The sequence below is a fragment of the Pseudomonas sp. CYM-20-01 genome (assembly GCF_023169845.1).
GTDB classification, from domain to species: Bacteria; Pseudomonadota; Gammaproteobacteria; order Pseudomonadales; family Pseudomonadaceae; genus Aquipseudomonas; species Aquipseudomonas azotoformans.
The window spans coordinates 6,383,674-6,402,193 of sequence record NZ_AP025169.1; the positions used below are offsets into that span (position 1 = coordinate 6,383,674).

18 protein-coding genes are annotated in these 18,520 nt (G+C 59.6%); 10 read left to right on the plus strand and 8 right to left on the minus strand.

The genetic code is table 11. The features are described 5' to 3' along the window. Positions 1–2 precede the first annotated feature (2 nt). Positions 3–1,241 (minus strand): type II toxin-antitoxin system HipA family toxin, encoded by a 1,239-nt coding sequence (locus M2497_RS29175; protein WP_248485004.1) that lies wholly within the window; start codon positions 1,239–1,241, stop codon positions 3–5. After that, positions 1,238–1,534, minus strand: coding sequence for a helix-turn-helix transcriptional regulator (locus M2497_RS29180; RefSeq protein WP_248485005.1), 297 nt, complete (start codon positions 1,532–1,534; stop codon positions 1,238–1,240). The genes M2497_RS29175 and M2497_RS29180 overlap by 4 nt, the downstream gene beginning before the upstream one ends. Positions 1,535–1,751: 217 nt before the next feature. On the opposite strand from M2497_RS29180, the gene M2497_RS29185 reads away from it, so the two are divergent. Continuing rightward, complete coding sequence (locus tag M2497_RS29185) at positions 1,752–2,168, plus strand: DUF3010 family protein (protein WP_092242137.1); 417 nt, start codon at positions 1,752–1,754, stop codon at positions 2,166–2,168. Positions 2,169–2,277: 109 nt separating this feature from the next. Here M2497_RS29185 and M2497_RS29190 read toward each other — a convergent pair whose 3' ends face one another. Further along, positions 2,278–3,444: an AAA family ATPase gene (locus tag M2497_RS29190; RefSeq protein WP_248485006.1), complete on the minus strand. Its 1,167-nt coding sequence runs from the start codon at positions 3,442–3,444 to the stop codon at positions 2,278–2,280. A gap of 68 nt (positions 3,445–3,512) precedes the next feature. After that, positions 3,513–4,457 carry a GlxA family transcriptional regulator gene (locus M2497_RS29195; protein WP_028618233.1) on the minus strand — a complete coding sequence of 315 codons (945 nt, stop codon included), beginning with the start codon at positions 4,455–4,457 and terminating at the stop codon, positions 3,513–3,515. Between the two features lie 194 nt (positions 4,458–4,651). On the opposite strand from M2497_RS29195, the gene M2497_RS29200 reads away from it, so the two are divergent. The 5 genes from M2497_RS29200 to M2497_RS29220 all read left to right on the plus strand — a co-directional run bounded on the left by M2497_RS29200 (position 4,652) and on the right by M2497_RS29220 (position 9,318). Continuing rightward, on the plus strand, positions 4,652–5,596 hold the full coding sequence (locus tag M2497_RS29200; protein WP_248485007.1) for a choline ABC transporter substrate-binding protein: 945 nt from the start codon (positions 4,652–4,654) through the stop codon (positions 5,594–5,596). 78 nt (positions 5,597–5,674) lie between these two features. Next, a complete protein-coding gene (locus M2497_RS29205; protein ID WP_058426634.1) occupies positions 5,675–6,562 on the plus strand; it encodes a 3-keto-5-aminohexanoate cleavage protein in 888 nt (295 codons plus the stop codon). Between the two features lie 127 nt (positions 6,563–6,689). Next, positions 6,690–7,655 carry an L-carnitine dehydrogenase gene (locus M2497_RS29210; RefSeq protein ID WP_248485008.1) on the plus strand — a complete coding sequence of 322 codons (966 nt, stop codon included), beginning with the start codon at positions 6,690–6,692 and terminating at the stop codon, positions 7,653–7,655. A 13-nt stretch (positions 7,656–7,668) separates the two neighbouring features. After that, a complete protein-coding gene (locus tag M2497_RS29215; protein WP_248485009.1) occupies positions 7,669–8,148 on the plus strand; it encodes a thioesterase family protein in 480 nt (159 codons plus the stop codon). Between the two features lie 9 nt (positions 8,149–8,157). Continuing rightward, on the plus strand, positions 8,158–9,318 hold the full coding sequence (locus M2497_RS29220) for a gamma-butyrobetaine dioxygenase (RefSeq protein ID WP_248485010.1): 1,161 nt from the start codon (positions 8,158–8,160) through the stop codon (positions 9,316–9,318). 21 nt (positions 9,319–9,339) lie between these two features. On the opposite strand, the gene M2497_RS29225 is transcribed toward M2497_RS29220, so the two are convergent. Next, positions 9,340–9,945: a hypothetical protein gene (locus tag M2497_RS29225; RefSeq protein WP_248485011.1), complete on the minus strand. Its 606-nt coding sequence runs from the start codon at positions 9,943–9,945 to the stop codon at positions 9,340–9,342. Then, positions 9,945–11,231 carry an ATP-binding protein gene (locus M2497_RS29230; RefSeq protein ID WP_248485012.1) on the minus strand — a complete coding sequence of 429 codons (1,287 nt, stop codon included), beginning with the start codon at positions 11,229–11,231 and terminating at the stop codon, positions 9,945–9,947. Before M2497_RS29230 ends, M2497_RS29225 begins: the two co-directional genes overlap by 1 nt. Positions 11,232–11,669: 438 nt before the next feature. Here M2497_RS29230 and M2497_RS29235 point away from each other — a divergent pair, with 438 nt between their 5' ends. Further along, positions 11,670–11,933, plus strand: a complete 264-nt coding sequence (locus M2497_RS29235; protein ID WP_071494411.1) for a hypothetical protein — start codon at positions 11,670–11,672, stop codon at positions 11,931–11,933. A gap of 95 nt (positions 11,934–12,028) precedes the next feature. On the opposite strand, the gene M2497_RS29240 is transcribed toward M2497_RS29235, so the two are convergent. Together M2497_RS29240 and M2497_RS29245 are read right to left on the minus strand one after the other, a co-directional pair. Beyond that, the gene (locus tag M2497_RS29240) at positions 12,029–13,132 is read right to left on the minus strand and encodes a GlxA family transcriptional regulator (protein ID WP_005792167.1); all 1,104 of its coding nucleotides are present in this window, start codon (positions 13,130–13,132) and stop codon (positions 12,029–12,031) included. A gap of 508 nt (positions 13,133–13,640) precedes the next feature. Then, on the minus strand, positions 13,641–15,017 hold the full coding sequence (locus tag M2497_RS29245) for an L-serine ammonia-lyase (protein WP_248485013.1): 1,377 nt from the start codon (positions 15,015–15,017) through the stop codon (positions 13,641–13,643). Positions 15,018–15,432: 415 nt separating this feature from the next. Between M2497_RS29245 and M2497_RS29250 the strand changes: the two genes are divergently transcribed. From M2497_RS29250 to choV, 3 genes are all read left to right on the plus strand, one after another. Continuing rightward, complete coding sequence (locus M2497_RS29250; RefSeq protein ID WP_248485014.1) at positions 15,433–16,380, plus strand: choline ABC transporter substrate-binding protein; 948 nt, start codon at positions 15,433–15,435, stop codon at positions 16,378–16,380. 69 nt (positions 16,381–16,449) lie between these two features. Next, the gene (gene choW / locus M2497_RS29255) at positions 16,450–17,295 is read left to right on the plus strand and encodes a choline ABC transporter permease subunit (RefSeq protein WP_016972877.1); all 846 of its coding nucleotides are present in this window, start codon (positions 16,450–16,452) and stop codon (positions 17,293–17,295) included. Then, complete coding sequence (gene choV / locus M2497_RS29260) at positions 17,292–18,470, plus strand: choline ABC transporter ATP-binding protein (protein ID WP_248485015.1); 1,179 nt, start codon at positions 17,292–17,294, stop codon at positions 18,468–18,470. Before choW ends, choV begins: the two co-directional genes overlap by 4 nt. Positions 18,471–18,520 lie beyond the last annotated feature (50 nt).

Below are 18,520 nucleotides of genomic sequence, written 5' to 3' on the forward strand. Positions count from 1 at the left end.
GGTTAAAAGGCCTTCCATATTGAGTTGAAGGCCATTTGCAGATGATCACGCTGAGTCTTGTCGATATTGAGGTCCGCGCAATGCTGGCCCCACTGCGATAAGGCCTCCATCGTCTGCTCGATGTAAAGGTCGGGCTCGAGAAAGCTGAAGAGTGCGCAGACCTTCTTGATCGCCTGACGTGATGGCTGGCCTGCACCTGCAAAAGCACAGGTGTGCTCATTCCCGCCACCGCTGGTAGTGGCAAACGTCAGGTCATAGGCTGGCGCCATCTGCCAGCCAGCCGAAGAGCCGAAGAAAGAGAAGTTTTTCGCGTGATCGTCGCGATTGTGTGCCAACGCATTGAAGACCATCAGCCGGGCCATTTTCTGCACATCCCCGGCGTTTTGGGTGATGGCGAAGGTCAGACGCAACAGGTCGCCGTAGTCAAGGCTGGGCATGCGGAAATCGGCATACAGGATCGCCGCGCTGGTCAGCATATGACGCTTGATGTGGCCGGTGCGGTCAAAGCGTCGAGTGCTGAAGAAACGTTCTACGCCGGTATCCGTCTGCACCTCGAGCAAGCTTGAATCCGAGACCTCGACCCCCGCGTTACGAGCGACCATGGCGTAGGCTTGCTCGATAGCGCCACTGTCGCGAGGCTCGTCCTGGCTGCGGAATTTGATCAACCAGTGTTCATAGCCTTCAGGCATATCGCCAAATGAAGAGATGGCCTGCGTCTTGTCGGCCGAAAGCCCAATCACCGCTTTTGGTCGCGCACCACCGGGAGAGCCGCCCGCCAGGCGCAATGACTCGATCACCTCATGCGTTTCCCCAGACAACACGTTTTGCGAAGCCTGGTAAAGGGAGGCCAGGTCCAACTCGCCTGGCTCTGGATCCTTCTCGAACATCGGCCTGTACTCCAGCGCCCCCATGCCCCGGTTGCCCATATAGGCCAGCCGGTCCAATGGGCGGATCGTACGCCGTTCAATCCCCAGTTCCATGCGAAAAAACCGGTCCATCAGCAACAGCCCCCAGCCATCGGGCAACGAATCGCTGAACGCTCCCGGCAGGCCACCGAACAGCAACGGGTCGGCCGCCAACTGAGGCGTAGAAGAGAAGTCCATGTACAGCGGCGCCAAGTTGAAGCCGTTCGCCAGCCAACCCGGATCATACGAAAAATAAATTCCCCTGCCGGGCGCATCCACCAGCTCACCGACGTGTGAACCTTGCAACATGACGTGCAATGCGGAGACTGTTTTCATCGACGTCCTCGAAGCCTGGTTTGACCTTTCAATTCCTGAAGACTGATCGGCGGCGGCGCGCTGAACAGATTCGCCATTTGTGCGCCTACCCCCAGGCTCATCGCAATCAGCAGCAAGGCATCAAGGGAAACCTTTCCGGTCGTTTCAAAGCGCTTGAGCGTGGACTCGGCAACCCCCGACTGGGCTGCCAGGGCTCGGCGAGAAAGGTTCTTGCTCAGCCGCAGCGCCTTGGCATTCCCTGCGATCTGCAAAGCAATCTCGCCGGGGGCGTAGAGAATATGAGTAAGGGCCATGGTTCGACCTCAAGTGAGTGTTAGCAAGTGTAGCAGGCGCTGAATAAACCTATCACATAACGGACAACGGGTTATCCAAAAATAGAATTTATTGTTAATAACAGACAATATTTTATCTCTTATATTTTTATGAGTTTCATCTGGCCTGCGACACCTTTGACCCTTCTCGAAAGGTGCGCGACCATCTGCGCCATCTCACATCCTTCAAGGCCAGACCATGAAAACCTGCGGCATCGAAATCAAAGGCAGCGAAGCCATCATCGCCGTCGCGTCACTGGACAACCAGACGCTGGCCCACGTCGCCCTGGCGACCAAGAAAATTGCCCTGGAAGACGACGACGAGGCCGCCAACGTCAAAGCCTTCGCCGCACAGGTAAAGGCATTTGTGCAGGAAAACGCCATCGAGCGTATCGCGATCAAGAAGCGCAGCAAGAAAGGTGAATTCGCCGGTGGCCCGACCACGTTCAAGATTGAAGGCGTGTTTCAGTTGCTGGATGGGGTTGAGGTGACGTTGCTGTCGCCGCAGACCCTTAATGCGCAGAATAAGAAGCACAACTTCGAACTGCCGGCGACGCTGAACAAGTATCAGCATGAGGCTTACAAGGCGGCGTGTTCGGCGCTGCTGAAGAAATAGGCCACATCATTAATCTACTGTGGGAGGGGGCTTGCCCCCGATAGCGGTGGGTCAGCCAACGTTGTATCAACTGACAGCCTGTCATCGGGGGCAAGCCCCCTCCCACATGTCAGCGCTTGTTGCGCAGCCAGTCGCCAAAGGTTTTGTCCTCCAGGGCATACCCTCCCCGGCTCGACTTCCACACCAGCTCTTTATCGCGAAGGGCATCGATACAGGCCTGAATCGTCTGGGTGCCCGGCACCACGTCGCTGCCCATGTCCTCCAGCGCCTTGCTGACCGCCGTTAGGGTGCTGTCGGTGAACGGCGCGAAGGGTTCGTTGTTTTGCGAGCGCTGCACCATCACTTCCAGCACGGCGCGCTGGGGGATGGTGAGGTTGTTCCAGGCGCTTTCGAATTCGGTCCACACACCGGCACGCAGCAGTTCGGCACGACTGTGCAGCAACTGGCCGAGGTTGCTGGCCTCACCCAGCTCCAGTGCCACTTCACCGATGATCGTGCGCAACATCTCGGGACGCCGGCCGACGAGTTCAAAGGCTTCATCAATATCGGCGGCGTTGAATTGGTTGGTCTTGGCCAGGTGCGCGTTGAGGTGCGCGGTGTAGGCCTGGGTGAACTCTTTACCCAGCAGCGGGAACGGCGTGATGCTGGAGCCGAAGAACGGCTGACTTTTACCCAGTACCAAGTGAGCCAGCTTGTCGCGATTGGAGCCGGTGAACACCAGATGCAAACCGCTGCCGTCCTCGTCACGCCCTTGGTTCAGCTGATCCCGGGCAGCCTTGAGGGCGAACATCGCATTGATGCCCGAATCGCTGGTCAAGGCGTGCTGGGCCTCGTCAATCACCAGCACGACAGGTTTTTCCGCTACGCGGTGGAGCAACTCCAAGGCCTGGGTCAACGTCGCGCCAAGCGGCAATTGAGGCTTGCTGAAGTCCCAGGACAGGGTACGCAGAAAGCTCAGTTTCTCGATTCCAATGTGCTTGGCCAGCTTGCGAATGCCCTTTTCATAGGGCACCAGCGCGGCAGCAATCGCACTGGCAATCAACTCCGCGGGATCTTTCTCTTTGTCTGCCCACAGATCGACATACACGGTAAGCCAACCTCGAAGCTGACACTCCGGGATCAGATCTTCACGTAAAAAAGTACTTTTGCCCGTACGACGCGGCGCTGCGAGAAACAGGCCAGAGGTGAAATCCTGGATGCCTGCGCCTACCAGCCCGTCGGCAATGCTGCTAGCCAGGGTGGGGCGGCGGAATACAAAGCCGCTGTGCTTGGACATGGTTTTATACTCAATTATGGAAAGGACTATAAATTATAGTCGCGAGTATAATTGACTATAATTGCCCATTACACCACCTCCCGTCGCCGATCCTCCCTCGGACATTTCGCAAACCGCGCCCGATAACTGCGGGTGAAGTACGACGGCGACTCGAACCCGCACGCAATACTCACCTCCAGCACACTCATGCCGCTTTGGCGCAAGAGCTGCCGGGCTTTTTCCAGGCGCAGGCCGAGGTAGAAGTTACTTGGGGTGTCGTTCAGGTGCAGGCGAAACAGGCGCTCCAACTGGCGCCGGGTGACTTTGATCGCCTCGGCCAGGGCCAAGGTGCTCAGCGGCGGTTCGGTGTGCTGTTCCATCTCGCCGATCACTTGCACCAGTTTCTTGTTGTTGATGCCGTAGCGCGTGGCGATCTGCATGCGCTGGTGGTCTTTGCGTGGGCGGATACGGCCAAGCACGAATTGTTCAGAGACCTGGATCGCAAGCTCAGGGCCGTGGGCCTGGGCGATCAGGTCGAGCATCAGGTCGATGGAAGCGGTGCCACCGGCACAGGTGATGCGGCGGCGGTCGATCTCGAACAGCTCCTGGGTGACGGTCAGTTGGGGATAGGATTCCTTGAACGCGTCGATGGCTTCCCAGTGCAGGGTGAGGCGGTGGCCGTCGAGCAGGCCGGCTTCGGCGAGGACGCAGGCGCCGGTGTCGATGGCGCCGAGGGTCACGCCATCGTGATCGAGGCGACGCAGCCAGTGCTCCAACGCAGGCGTGGCGAACTGCAACGGTTCGAAGCCCGCCACCACCAATAACGTCGCGCCCTTTTTCAACGGTTCCAGCGCGGCGTCGGCGTTGACCGACATGCCATTGCTCGCCAATACCGCGCCGCCATCGGCACTCAACACATGCCAGCGGTACAGCTCGCCACGGAAGCGGTTGGCCACCCGCAGCGGCTCCAGCGCAGAGATAAAGCCGATGGCCGAAAAGCCCGGCATCAGCAGAAAGTAGAAATCCTGGGACATGGTGGCGCTCTCGTCGGACGGGCAGCGTGCTCACTGTGATACGCCAGTTCAACGAGCCATTCAAGAGCACAGGTCGCTGCAGTGCAAGAGCTGGTCGCCGCCGTGCGTTTTGTCGGCCCTCAAGCTGCGTAATTTGATCCCACGGCGCACAAAGACGCCGGACCCCACAATAACGACCTGCCGAGGGATCCACCATGAACCGACTGATCAGCCGCTGCGTGCTCGCACTCAGCGCCAGCGCCATCTTGAGCACGAACGTACTGGCTGCCGACGCGGCATCCTGCCAGAACGTGCGCATGGGCGTGGTGAACTGGACCGACGTAATCGCCACCAGCGCCATGACCCAAGTGTTGCTCGAAGGCCTCGGCTACAAGACCAAACAGACCAGCGCCTCCCAGCAAATCATCTTCGCCGGTATCCGCGACCAGCGCCTGGACCTGTTCCTGGGCTACTGGAACCCGCTGATGACCCAGACCATCACGCCGTTCGTCGACGCCAAGCAAGTCAAGGTGCTCGACAAGCCCAGCCTGGAAGACGCCCGCGCCACCCTCGCCGTGCCCACCTACCTGGCAGACAAGGGCCTGAAAACCTTCGCCGACATCGCCAAGTTCGAGAAAGAGCTGGGCGGCAAAATCTACGGCATCGAGCCAGGCTCGGGCGCCAACACCCAGATCAAGGCGATGATCGCCAAGAACCAGTTCGGCCTGGGCAAATTCCAGCTGGTCGAGTCCAGTGAAGCCGGCATGCTCGCCGCCGTCGACCGCGCCGTGCGCCGCAAGGAAGCCGTGGTGTTCTTCGGCTGGGCGCCGCACCCGATGAACGTCAACGTCGCCATGACCTACCTCACCGGCAGCGACGACGCCCTGGGGCCGAACGAAGGCATGGCCACCGTGTGGAGCGTCACTGCACCGAACTACGCCGAGCAGTGCCCCAACGTGCACAAACTGCTGACCAACCTGACCTTCACCGCCGCCGACGAGAGCCGGATGATGCAGCCGTTGCTGGATCACAAGGACGCCATCGAGTCCGCCAAACAGTGGCTCAAGGATCACCCGCAAGACCAGGCCCGCTGGCTGGAAGGCGTGACCACCTTCGACGGCAAGCCGGCTGCGGCCAACCTGCAACTGACCAGCAAATAACCTGATTCGAATCACCGTGTCGCAGCCATTCCCGGCTGCGCACGGCATCACTACGCCCGCCTGTAAGGAACCTGCCTCATGAACCACGACGTCATCATCACCTGCGCACTCACCGGTGCTGGCGACACGACCAGCAAAAGCCCACACGTGCCGGTCACCCCCAAGCAAATCGCCGCCGCTGCGGTGGAAGCCGCCAAGGCCGGCGCGACCGTGGTGCATTGCCATGTGCGCGACCCGCAAACCGGCAAGTTCAGCCGCGACGTCGCCCTGTACCGCGAAGTGATGGAGCGCATCCGCGAGGCCGACATCGACATCATCGTCAACCTCACCGCCGGCATGGGCGGCGACCTGGAGATCGGTGGCGGCGAAAACCCGATGGAGTTCGGCCCCAACACCGACCTGGTCGGCCCGCTGACCCGCCTGGCCCACGTCGAAGCGCTGCTGCCGGAAATCTGCACCCTGGACTGCGGCACCCTGAACTTCGGCGATGGCGACACCATTTACGTGTCCACCCCGGCGCAACTGCGGGCGGGCGCCAAACGCATCCAGGAGCTGGGCGTAAAGGCCGAGCTGGAAATCTTCGACACCGGTCACCTGTGGTTCGCCAAGCAGATGATCAAGGAAGGCCTGCTCGACAACCCGCTGTTCCAACTGTGCCTGGGCATCCCATGGGGCGCACCGGCCGACACCACCACCATGAAGGCCATGGTCGACAACCTGCCCGCCGACGCCGTGTGGGCCGGCTTCGGCATCGGCCGCATGCAAATGCCGATGGCGGCCCAAGCGGTGCTGCTGGGCGGCAACGTGCGGGTCGGCTTGGAGGACAACCTGTGGCTGGACAAAGGTGTGCTTGCGACCAACGGCCAGCTTGTGGAGCGGGCGAGTGAAATCCTCAGCCGCCTCGGCGCACGGGTCATGACCCCGGCCGAAGGACGCATAAAAATGGGCCTCACCAAACGCCGCTAATCAAAAAATGTGGGAGGGGGCTTGCCCCCGATTACGGTGCATCAGTACCGAATGTATCGACTGACACACCGCTATCGGGGGCAAGCCCCTTCCCACACTGGGCCACCGAAATCCATAGGAATGTGCCATGAGCTTTATCACTGAAATCAAAACCTTCGCCGCCCTCGGCAGCGGTGTCATCGGCAGCGGCTGGGTGTCCCGCGCCCTGGCCCATGGCCTGGATGTGGTCGCCTGGGACCCGGCGCCCGGTGCCGAAGCCGCACTGCGCAAGCGCGTCGCCAACGCCTGGGGCGCCCTGGAGAAACAAGGCCTGGCGCCGGGTGCCTCGCAAGAGCGCCTGCGCTTCGTCGCGACCATCGAAGCGTGTGTGAAAGACGCCGACTTCATCCAGGAAAGCGCCCCGGAGCGCCTGGAGCTGAAGCTCGACCTGCACAGCAAGATCAGCGCAGCAGCCAAGCCGAATGCGTTGATCGGTTCAAGCACCTCGGGCCTGTTGCCGAGTGAGTTCTACGAAGGTTCGACCCACCCGGAACGCTGTGTGGTCGGCCATCCGTTCAACCCGGTTTACCTGTTGCCGCTGGTGGAGGTCGTCGGCGGCAAGAACACCGCGCCAGAAGCCATCCAGGCTGCGATCAAGGTGTATGAATCCCTCGGCATGCGCCCGCTGCATGTGCGCAAGGAAGTGCCTGGCTTTATCGCCGACCGCCTGCTGGAAGCGCTGTGGCGTGAAGCACTTCACTTGGTCAATGACGGCGTCGCTACCACCGGCGAAATCGACGATGCAATTCGCTTCGGCGCTGGCCTGCGCTGGTCGTTCATGGGCACGTTCCTCACCTATACCCTGGCGGGTGGCGATGCCGGCATGCGGCACTTCATGGCGCAGTTCGGCCCGGCATTGCAATTGCCGTGGACCTACCTGCCGGCGCCGGAACTGACCGACAAGCTGATCGACGATGTGGTCGACGGCACCAGCGATCAGTTGGGCAAGCACAGCATTTCGGCGCTGGAACGCTATCGTGATGATTGCCTGCTGGCGGTGCTGGAAGCGGTGAAAACCACCAAGGCCAAGCACGGCATGACCTTCGCTGAATAACGGAAACCCCGACATGCCCGCACTCACCACCTACACCACCCAGGTCCACCCCGACTGGGTGGACTACAACGGCCACCTGCGCGACGCGTTCTACCTGCTGATCTTCAGCTACGCCACCGACGCGCTGATGGACACCCTCGGGCTGGACAGTGAAAACCGCGAAGCCAGCGGCCATTCGCTGTTCACTCTGGAGTTGCACCTGAACTACCTGCACGAAGTGAAACTCGGCGCCGACGTGGAGGTGCATACCCAGCTGATCGCCCATGACGCCAAGCGCCTGCACCTCTATCACAGCCTGCACCTGGTGGGGGATGAGAAGGAACTGGCGGGCAACGAACAGATGCTGTTGCACGTGGACCTGGCCGGCCCGCACGCCGCGCCGTTCACCGAGACCACACTGGAAAGACTCACTGCCATCAGCGCCGAGCAGGCTGACCTGCCGCGCCCTGCCCTGCTCGGCCGAGTGATTGGACTGCCACCCAAAAAACAATAAGGAGCCACCATGCAAACCGCCGCCGCTGTTGCCGATTTCCGTACCTACCCGAAGATCTGTGACCTTGCGCAGGTGCGGGTGCTGGATGATCAGATTCATGTGCAATGGGCCGATGGACGGGTCAGCCCGTTTCATCATCAATGGCTGCGGGACAACTGCCCGTGCCCCGAGTGCGTATACAGCGTGACCCGCGAGCAGGTGCTGGAGATTGTCGACGTGGACGAGCACCTCAGTGCTGTCGACGCTCGCATCGATCAAGGCTTGCTGAGCGTGCAATGGCGCGGTGGCCACCGCAGCCAGTACGATCCCGGCTGGCTGCGGGCGCATGCCTACGACGATGAGTCGCGTGCCGAACGCCAGGCGGCGAAACCCAAATCCCAACTGTGGGACAGCCGCTTCCAACTGCCGGTATTCGACTATTCAGCAGTCATGGAAGACCCGCACACATTGTTGCAATGGTTGCTGGCGCTACGCGATTGCGGCCTCACGCAAATCCGCGGCGTGCCCACCGAGCCCGGCGCCCTGGCGCTGGTGGCCAAGCGCATTTCCTTCATCCGCGAGAGCAACTTCGGCGTGCTGTTCAACGTGCAATCCAAGGCCGATGCCGACAGCAATGCCTACACCGCTTTCAACCTGCCGTTGCACAGTGATTTGCCGACGCGGGAGCTGCAACCGGGCCTGCAGTTTTTGCATTGCCTGGTGAATGATGCAGACGGTGGCGAGAGCATTTTTGTCGACGGTTTTGCCATCGCCTATACCCTGCGCACAGAAGCCCCCGAAGCGTTCCGGGCGCTGTGCGACATCCCGGTGGAGTTTCGCAACAAGGACCGTCATAGCGACTACCGTCGCCTGGCACCGATCATTGCGCTGGATGCCTCTGGGGATGTTGCGGAGATCCGCATGGCCAATTTTCTACGCGGGCCGTTTGAGACGAGCGTGGAGCAGATGCCGTTGCTGTATCGCGCCTATCGGCGCTTTATCGCGATGACGCGGGAAGATCGCTTTCGCGTGGTACAGCGCCTGAATCCGGGTGAGCTGTGGTGCTTTGATAACCGCCGCACCTTGCATGCGCGCAATGCCTTCAACCCGGCTTCCGGTGCGCGGCACTTCCAGGGGTGCTACATCGACCGGGATGAATTGCTCTCCAGAATCCTGGTGTTGCAGCGATAACATTGGGTTGGTTGCGCTAGGTTACCTAGCCTCCTCATCTGGCAATTGTGCAGCCTCAAGGGCCTCTTTTTTTTCTACAGCGGCGGCAATGAGAGGCGCCATTTCACGCAGCATTTCTAAATCGCCATTCTTCTCATAAAGGCTCAGCCATTTGCGTCGAGGCCTCATTATCCGTTCATCATCCCTGATGGGGAGTTTCTTGAGCGTATTTTCCGCGCGCTCTCGGAATTCGGCTGGAACAGCATCCGTTAATACCAATTGAAGGGATGGCAGACTGATTTCGAACCATCCTTCCTGCACTTCAAATGGGTCCAACAATCCAGCAGCCACTTGCTTGCTTTTAGAGCTGTTAATCCATCCGTCAATGTATCGATAGTTCGACCATTCGTAAGCAAGCAATCGATCCTCGTTGTAACTGACACCATGATCGACAGTACCACTGGGGATATACATCGCGGCATAACCACACCGGTCATAAAACCCGTCCGCCAGCGCATGCCTGAAGGGTGACCACAAGTCTCTTGGTCTCTCGGCAGTCGGGTTTTCCTTAAGCCAAACACCACCCGGTTTTCGACATTTTTCATCAAACTTATCTGGCTCCGGGATAGGATTCGACACAGGCGTCATTATTTTTTCCCTTTCGTTGCTTTTTCAGGTTTGCCCTGAGAAACGACCCAGCGTGGCCAAAAGTCATCAAGACCTGGTAAAACCCGAACCAACTCTTGATGAATAGCTGACTTCGTACTCAACTTTTCTGGCAGCTGTTCCTTATCACCACGCATCCATGCCTCGGCGGCTTCGATTGCGTCTTCTGCGGCAACTGAACGGGCCTGTTGCAAACCAAAAACATCCGAGACTAGCCAGTTCACGACATCGCCTTGCTTGGACCACACCTCTTTAGTGACCTTGGCTTCTCCAGCCTCAAGGTGAATGTTGAAAACGGCATCTTTCTCTTCAATAAACTCAGGCTCGGCCGAGGCCAATACCAGTGGGGAGTGGGTCGCTACGATCAGCTGCACTGCAACTTTTTCTTGCGTCATCTCCTCTACCACTTTCAAAAGAGCAGGCACGATCCGACGCTGCCATTGAGGATGCAAATGGCATTCGACTTCGTCGATCAGGAAAATAATTTCTTTGGCAGGGTTAACTTTTCGCTGCTTGCAGGCGCGCTTATGGCCATTCCAAGTCCAGACAATCATGTAGGCCAGCGCAGCAATTCGACGCATTCCCGCAGAGGCATGAACCAGTGGGACGTCAAGGCCATAGGACATGCGCAATGTTGGATATTCGGTCTCGTCCAGAGGGCCTATATGGCAGGGCTCGCCCGGCGACAACTTCTCAATGCCCGATGGCGACAATGCATCCAATGCGACCGTTAACTCTTTGAAAGAAGGGTCTCCCGCCGTTCGCTGCCAACGAACCCAGTCATGAATTAAACCATTACATATATTTGTTCCCTTTTCCGAAATTGCCCCTTTCCATACCTCATCGGGAGAAAAGTTAAACGCTCGAATTTTCTCTTCAGTTCCAGCCTGCTGATCCGTCCAATAGTTACGCGCAGGGTCCCAAGCAGAAAAACTGCCATCCACCCCAGCATAAATAACAATTCCCGGGATGGATGGTCGAGCCTTAGGCTGGCGCCAAAAACCGTCTTTGAAATGAACCTCACCTTCCTTGTCTCCAGCCGTCACCTTGCTGAACGCAAAACCAATACTAGCCGCATTGGAGGATTCTCTAGGAATCGCCTCTGCTCCACGTGCCCAAGTGCGCGTCAAAGCCCACCAGGCAGCATCCAGCAGAAAGCTTTTGCCGAGGCCATTGTCACCCGTGATGAAGTTGAGACGAGGCGCAAACTCAACCGGCCCAAACTTTTCAGCAGGGCCGACACCTTTGAGAGACAGGAGCTTTAGCATTGCATTACCTTTTGATTTGCCTGAGAGCGTGGGCTAGGTTGGACGCCAACAACGCTGGTAAAGCCCACCCGTGTAAGTAAACAGCATATAGGCATTCCGGGCATTTGAGCTGCGGCAATGCTAATGCCAAACAATAACGACTAGCTATCCCCTATTCATCCCACCCTTCTAGAAACGGGGCGCCCAAAACAAAAAAGCCCCGATCAAGCCGTGACAAGATCGGGGCATAGCGCTTTGTGTGAGCCTTGCATCCCGAGGGTGACCAAACCTTCAAGGTGCGTGCTGGTGTTCAGTGTGCCCATTACTGCTATCGGTATATGACCCGAAAACGACCTGCTCATAGCCATCTGAGCCATTCGTGGATTCTGCCCTTGCCGACCGGTCGGAGGCCTACCAGAATCCCAATCAAGCCCCGTTCCCTACACCAGGATAAACGTCATGATGCATGCGGATTTGATTGACCAGGATGACCTGCTGGGCCAACTGCGCTCGCTGGGTTTCGAAGTCTCCAGCGGCGCCACCGCCGAGCAGGCCTGCGAGTGCGCGGTGCGTGGTTTGAGCGAGGCGCGGGCCAAGGCGCTCAAGGGCATGGTGGAGCAGATGTACACCGGCAGTGCAACGATTCTGCCGGCCGTGCGCCAGGCGATCGATAAGCAGCTGTTGCCGGCACTGGTGCAGTTCAAGCAGAACTCCCGCGCCTGATCGATTCCTATCGGGGGCAAGCCCCCTCCCACCTTTGACTGTGTTCACCCATCCAAATGTGGGAGGGGGCTTGCCCCCGATACAGACACCTCGGTCTAGAGCCGCACGCTGGCAAACGTCGACTCGTTGCGCGCCTGGCTCAACGCCGACATCGGCCCCGACAACGGTGACAACACCAGCGCCTGAGGAATCGGCATCATCGCCACCTGCTGGGTGGTGTTGGAGCCGACGCGCTCATCTCTTGGCGGAATGCCGAAGTATTCGCGGTAGCACTTGGAGAAATGCGGCGTGGACACAAACCCGCACACCGACGCCACTTCGATGATCGACATCGGCGTTTGCTTGAGCAGCTGCCGTGCACGGATCAGGCGCAGCTTGAGGTAGTAACGCGACGGCGAGCAGTGCAGGTACTTCTGGAACAACCGCTCCAACTGGCGACGGGAGACGGCGACGTACACCGCCAGCTCATCCAGGTCGATCGGCTCTTCCAGGTTGGCTTCCATCAACGCCACGATTTCCTGCAGCTTCGGCTGGTTGGTGCCGAGCATGTGCTTGAGCGGCACGCGTTGGTGGTCTTGCTCGTTGCGGATGCGCTCGTACACAAACATCTCGGAGATGGCGGCCGACAGTTCGCGACCGTGATCGCGGCTGATCAGGTGCAGCATCATGTCCAGCGGCGCGGTGCCGCCGGAGCTGGTGAAGCGGTTACGGTCGAGGGTGAACAGGCGAGTGCTCATGGCCACGCGGGGGAAGGCTTCCTGCATAGAGGCCAGGCATTCCCAGTGCACGCTGCAATCAAAACCGTCGAGCAGACCGGCACAGGCCAGGGCCCAACTGCCGGTGCATACCGCGCCCAAGCGGCGCGATTGGCGTGCCTGGCTTTGCAGCCACGACACGTGTTCACGAGTCACGGTACGCTGGATACCTACGCCACCGCACACGATCACGGTGTCCAGGGCCGGGGCTTTGTGCATGGAAGCATCGGGAGTGATTTGCAGACCGTCGCTGGCCCACACCTGGTTTCCGTCGACGCTCAAGGTCGTCCAGCGATACAGCTCGCGGCCGGAGAGCTGGTTGGCCATGCGCAGCGGTTCGACTGCGGAGGCCAGGGAAATCAGCGTGAAATTGTCCAGCAGCAAAAAGCCGATGGATTGAGGCGCACGGTTCTGGGGTTGGGCCCCGGAGTTGAACGACGTCATCGCGGTATCTCCTCACACAAAGCGGGTGATGGCCTCAGGCGAGGCTCTTGTTATTGCGCTCTTCATCCGGCGAGGAGAGAGGCTTTGAATTGATAGAGCAAATGCCATGCCTAAATTTGAATGGCCGTCCAATAACTCCTAAAAACGACCTCATGACGCGTCTAAACAAGCCCGCGCAGCAAGTATGGTTATGGCTGGAATTGGCCGTAGGAACATGCCCGGACAAGGTGTGTGAGCAGATCGGTAGCACTTGTGGGAAGGCGCTTTGCGGGCGTGGGAGAAGTCTGTCACCCAACGCGCGGGAGACCGGTGGTCAGGTCGGAAATCGTTCGCAAGCTACTTATCTATTTGCGACGCGCTAAAAGGTGGCGCTTTTGGTTGGGGTGTTCACTTTTTGCGCAGCGGCGCCTGGATGATTGCTATCGGGGGCGAGCCCCCTCCCACCTTTGACTGTGTTCACCAATCCAAATGTGGGAGGGGCCTTGCCCCCGATGCAGGCAACGCGGTCTCAGCACTCCACGGCGCTGACCGCCAACCCACCGCGCGAGGTCTCTTTGTACTTGTCATGCATGTCCGCCCCGGTATCGCGCATGGTGCGGATCACCCGGTCCAGGGAGATAAAGTGCTGGCCGTCGCCGCGCAGCGCCATTTGCGCCGCGTTGATCGCTTTCACCGCCGCGATTGCGTTGCGCTCGATGCACGGCACTTGCACCAGCCCGCCCACCGGGTCGCAGGTCAGGCCCAGGTTGTGTTCCAGGCCGATCTCGGCGGCGTTGCACAGTTGTTCCGGCGTGGCGCCGAGGATCTCGGCCAGCCCGGCGGCGGCCATGGCGCAGGCAGAACCGACTTCACCCTGGCAGCCGACTTCGGCGCCGGAGATCGAGGCGTTCTTCTTGCACAGAATGCCCACCGCCGCCGCACCGAGCAGGTAGTCGACCACATTGGCTTCGGTGACTTCCTCGCTGAACTTCATGAAGTAGTGCAGCACCGCCGGGATGATCCCAGCCGCGCCGTTGGTGGGTGCGGTGACCATGCGTCCACCGGCGGCGTTTTCTTCGTTCACCGCCAGGGCGAACAGGTTGACCCATTCCATGGCACTCAGGGTCGAACCGATCACATTCGGCTTGTTCAACTCCTGCAGGCTGCGGTGCAGCTTGGCGGCACGCCGACGCACGTTGAGGCCACCGGGCAGGATGCCTTCGTGCTTGAGGCCTTGCTCAACGCAATCCTGCATGGCACGCCAGAGCTTCATAAGGCCGCTGCGGATTTCATCTTCAGAACGCCAGACCTTCTCGTTGGCCATCATCAACTCGGCCACGCGCAGGTTGTGGGTCTTGCACAGCTGCAACAGCTCCACCGCGCTGGAAAAATCGTAAGGCAACTCGGTGCGGTCCATGTCGGCCACGCCGCTTTGCGCCTGGGCTTCATCCACTACGAAACCGCCGCCCACCGAGTAGTAGGTGTCGCGGTGCAGCTCGCCGTTGTCACCCGACACCACCAGGGTCATGGCGTTGGGATGGAACGGCAGGTTTTCGTCGAGCAGGCGCATGTCCCGCGCCCAGACGAAGGGCACTGGCAGGCGCCCGTCCAGCAGCAAGGTGTCGGTCTCGCGCAGGGTGTGAATGCGCAGGCCGATTTGCGACGGATCGATAGCGTCAGGCCATTCGCCCATCAGGCCCATGATGGTCGCTGTATCGCTGCCGTGGCCGATGCCGGTGGCCGACAAGGAGCCGTAGAGCTGAACTTCGACGCGCCGCACTTGCTCCAACAGTTCACGTTCACGCAAGCCTTGAACGAACAACGCCGCGGCGCGCATGGGGCCGACGGTGTGAGAACTCGAAGGCCCGATGCCGATCTTGAACAGGTCGAAAACACTGATAGCCATTAACGTGGAACTCCGCAGGTGAACAGGCCGGACACCAAGGAGCTGCTACGCTCAGATCGCCCAGATGGCGGCATCATCAAGCTTTTGTTCACCGTCACGGCGTCTCACACCGACGCACCCATGCTCACCAGCGCCGCGTCTGTGCGATCACCGGTTTTGGCCGTTTTTAGCGGTGCAGATGGGCAAAAACTGCAGTTTTGCCTTGGGAAAAACCTGTAAGCGACGTCACCGACACTGGATACGACCCTCCCTGTACTGGATACGACGCCCCCTGTAGGCGTCAGATTTTCACTGGTACATGATCAGTCTCGACTCGTTTGCAAGGCACCGTGCCAGAGCTGTTGTCGCACGCTCCAACCGCAACACTTATAAAGCGCGGCGAACGCCGCCAGAAAAAACACAGGAGTCTAGCCCCATGAAAGCTTCACCCTCGTTGTTGTTGGCCGCCATGCTGAGTCTGCCAGTCCTGGCGCACGCTGCAGAACCGGCACAATGTCAGACCGTCAACTTCTCCGATGTCGGCTGGACCGATATCACCGTCACCACCGCCACTACCAGCGAAATCCTCAAGGGCCTGGGCTACAAGCCGCGCACCACGATGATTTCGGTGCCGGTGACCTACAAGTCCCTGGCCGACGGCAAGAACATGGATATCTTCCTCGGCAACTGGATGCCGACCATGGAAAACGACATCAAGCAGTACCGTGATGCCGGCACCGTGGAGACCGTGCGTGCCAACCTGGAGAACGCCAAGTACACCCTGGCGGTCCCGGAAGCGCTGTACAACAAAGGCCTGAAGGACTTCGCCGATATCGCCAAATTCAAGGATGAGCTGGGCGGCAAGATCTACGGCATCGAGCCGGGTAACGACGGCAACCGCACCATCCAGACGCTGATCGACAAAGACGCCTTCGGCCTGAAAACCGCCGGTTTCAAAGTCGTCGAATCCAGCGAAGCCGGCATGCTCTCTCAGGTTGAACGCGCCACCAAGCGCGACCAGGCCATCGTGTTCCTCGGCTGGGAACCGCACCCGATGAACACCCGCTTCAAGATGAAGTACCTGACCGGGGGTGACGATTCGTTCGGCCCCAACTACGGCCAGGCCACCATCTACACCAACACCCGCAAGGGCTACACCCAGGAATGCAGCAACGTGGGCCAGTTGCTGAAGAACCTGGTGTTCACCCTGAACATGGAAAGCACCCTGATGGGTAATGTCCTGGACGACAAGATGAAACCCGACGCCGCGGCGAAAGCTTGGCTGAAGAAGAACCCGCAAGTACTCGACACTTGGCTCGCCGGCGTCACCACCGTTGATGGCAAACCTGGCCTGGACGCCGTGAAAGCTTACCTCTCCAAGTAATGCCGCTGACCCCGGGGCGGTGCGCTGCCCCGGGATGTTTTCCCTCTTCGCATGTGGACATTCACTACCATGCTGACTGAACAGAAAATCCCACTAGGCCAGTACATCGCTGCCTTCGTCGAATGGTTGACCCAACACGGCGCCAACTACTTCGACGCAATCGCATCGACCCTGGAAACGATGATCCACGGCGTGACGTTTGCGCTGACCTGGTTCAATCCGCTGGCATTGATCGGTCTGATTGCGCTGCTGGCTCACTTTATTCAACGTAAATGGGGGCTGACTGTGTTTGTCATCGCCTCCTTCCTGCTGATCCTCAACCTGGGTTACTGGCAGGAAACCATGGAGACCCTGGCGCAAGTGCTGTTCGCCACCCTGGTCTGCGTGGTCATCGGTGTGCCGCTGGGCATTGTTGCCGCGCACAAACCGTTGTTCTACACCATGATGCGGCCGGTGCTCGATCTGATGCAGACCGTACCGACCTTCGTCTACCTCATCCCTACCCTGACCCTCTTCGGGCTGGGTGTGGTGCCTGGGCTGATTTCCACGGTGGTGTTCGCGATTGCCGCGCCGATCCGCCTGACCTACCTGGGTATCCGTGATGTACCGCAAGAGTTGATGGACGCCGGCAAGGCCTTTGGCTGCTCGCGCCGTCAGCTGCTCTCGCGCATCGAACTGCCCCACGCCATGCCGAGCATTGCCGCCGGCATTACCCAATGCATCATGCTGTCGCTGTCGATGGTGGTGATCGCGGCCCTGGTGGGCGCCGACGGCCTCGGCAAACCGGTGGTCAACGCACTCAACACCGCCGACATCGCCCTGGGCTTTGAAGCCGGCCTGGCAATTGTCTTGCTGGCCATCATGCTCGACCGCATCTGCAAACAACCCGACGCTAAAGTAGGGGGTGATGCATGAGCATTATCCGATTCGACAAAGTCGACGTGATCTTCTCCAAAGACCCACGCGAAGCGCTCAAGCTGCTGGACCAGGGCATGAGCCGTAACGAGATCCTGAAAAAGACCGGGCAGATTGTCGGCGTGGAAAAAGCCAGCCTGGATATCGAGAAAGGCGAAATCTGCGTGCTGATGGGCCTGTCGGGTTCCGGCAAATCGAGCCTGTTGCGCTGCATCAACGGCCTCAACACCGTGAGCCGTGGCCAGCTGTTCGTGGAGCATGAAGGTCGCCAGATCGACATCGCATCCTGCACCCCCGCCGAGCTGAAAATGATGCGCACCAAGCGCATCGCCATGGTGTTCCAGAAGTTCGCCCTGATGCCTTGGCTGACGGTGCGCGAAAACATCAGCTTCGGCCTGGAGATGCAGGGCCGCCCGGAGAAAGACCGCCGCAAACTGGTGGATGAGAAACTCGAGCTGGTGGGTCTGACCCAGTGGCGCAACAAGAAGCCGGACGAACTCTCCGGCGGCATGCAGCAGCGCGTCGGCCTGGCCCGAGCGCTGGCGATGGACGCCGATATCCTGCTGATGGACGAACCCTTCTCCGCCCTCGACCCACTGATCCGCCAGGGCCTGCAGGACGAGTTGCTGGAACTGCAACGCAAGCTGAGCAAGACCATCGTGTTCGTGAGCCACGACCTCGATGAAGCGCTCAAGCTGGGCAGCCGTATCGCGATCATGAAAGACGGCAAGATCATCCAGTACAGCGTGCCGGAAGAGATCGTGCTGAACCCGGCGGACGACTATGTGCGTACCTTCGTCGCCCACACCAACCCGCTGAACGTGCTGTGCGGCCGCAGCCTGATGCGCACCCTGGACAACTGCAAGCGCGTCAACGGTTCGGTATGCCTGGACCCGGGCGGCGACTCGTGGCTGGACCTGGCCGAAGGCAACACCATCAAGGGCGCTCGCCAGAATGGCGCGGTGATGAACCTGCAGAACTGGGCGCCGGGGCAAGCGGTGGAAGACCTGGGCCGGCTACCGACACTGGTGGACTCGAACATCGGCATGCGCGACGCGTTGCAGATTCGTTATCACACCGGGAACAAGCTGGTGTTGCATGACAACAATCAGGTGGTGGGGATTCTCGGAGACAGCGAGCTGTACCACGCCCTGCTCGGCAAGAACCTGGGCTAACACTGCACATCTCACTGTAGAAACGGGGTCAATGTGGGAGGGGGCTTGCC

Coding starts and splice junctions, on each gene's coding strand:
- M2497_RS29200 (WP_248485007.1), top strand. CDS start 4,652: ATGAACCGACTGATCAGCCGCTGCGTGCTCGCACTCAGCGCCAGCGCC.
- M2497_RS29215 (WP_248485009.1), top strand. CDS start 7,669: ATGCCCGCACTCACCACCTACACCACCCAGGTCCACCCCGACTGGGTG.
- M2497_RS29245 (WP_248485013.1), bottom strand. CDS start 15,017: ATGGCTATCAGTGTTTTCGACCTGTTCAAGATCGGCATCGGGCCTTCG.
- M2497_RS29250 (WP_248485014.1), top strand. CDS start 15,433: ATGAAAGCTTCACCCTCGTTGTTGTTGGCCGCCATGCTGAGTCTGCCA.
- choW (WP_016972877.1), top strand. CDS start 16,450: ATGCTGACTGAACAGAAAATCCCACTAGGCCAGTACATCGCTGCCTTC.
- M2497_RS29230 (WP_248485012.1), bottom strand. CDS start 11,231: ATGCTAAAGCTCCTGTCTCTCAAAGGTGTCGGCCCTGCTGAAAAGTTT.
- M2497_RS29240 (WP_005792167.1), bottom strand. CDS start 13,132: ATGACGTCGTTCAACTCCGGGGCCCAACCCCAGAACCGTGCGCCTCAA.
- M2497_RS29180 (WP_248485005.1), bottom strand. CDS start 1,534: ATGGCCCTTACTCATATTCTCTACGCCCCCGGCGAGATTGCTTTGCAG.
- M2497_RS29205 (WP_058426634.1), top strand. CDS start 5,675: ATGAACCACGACGTCATCATCACCTGCGCACTCACCGGTGCTGGCGAC.
- M2497_RS29210 (WP_248485008.1), top strand. CDS start 6,690: ATGAGCTTTATCACTGAAATCAAAACCTTCGCCGCCCTCGGCAGCGGT.
- M2497_RS29225 (WP_248485011.1), bottom strand. CDS start 9,945: ATGACGCCTGTGTCGAATCCTATCCCGGAGCCAGATAAGTTTGATGAA.
- M2497_RS29220 (WP_248485010.1), top strand. CDS start 8,158: ATGCAAACCGCCGCCGCTGTTGCCGATTTCCGTACCTACCCGAAGATC.
- M2497_RS29175 (WP_248485004.1), bottom strand. CDS start 1,241: ATGAAAACAGTCTCCGCATTGCACGTCATGTTGCAAGGTTCACACGTC.
- M2497_RS29190 (WP_248485006.1), bottom strand. CDS start 3,444: ATGTCCAAGCACAGCGGCTTTGTATTCCGCCGCCCCACCCTGGCTAGC.
- M2497_RS29195 (WP_028618233.1), bottom strand. CDS start 4,457: ATGTCCCAGGATTTCTACTTTCTGCTGATGCCGGGCTTTTCGGCCATC.
- M2497_RS29235 (WP_071494411.1), top strand. CDS start 11,670: ATGATGCATGCGGATTTGATTGACCAGGATGACCTGCTGGGCCAACTG.
- choV (WP_248485015.1), top strand. CDS start 17,292: ATGAGCATTATCCGATTCGACAAAGTCGACGTGATCTTCTCCAAAGAC.
- M2497_RS29185 (WP_092242137.1), top strand. CDS start 1,752: ATGAAAACCTGCGGCATCGAAATCAAAGGCAGCGAAGCCATCATCGCC.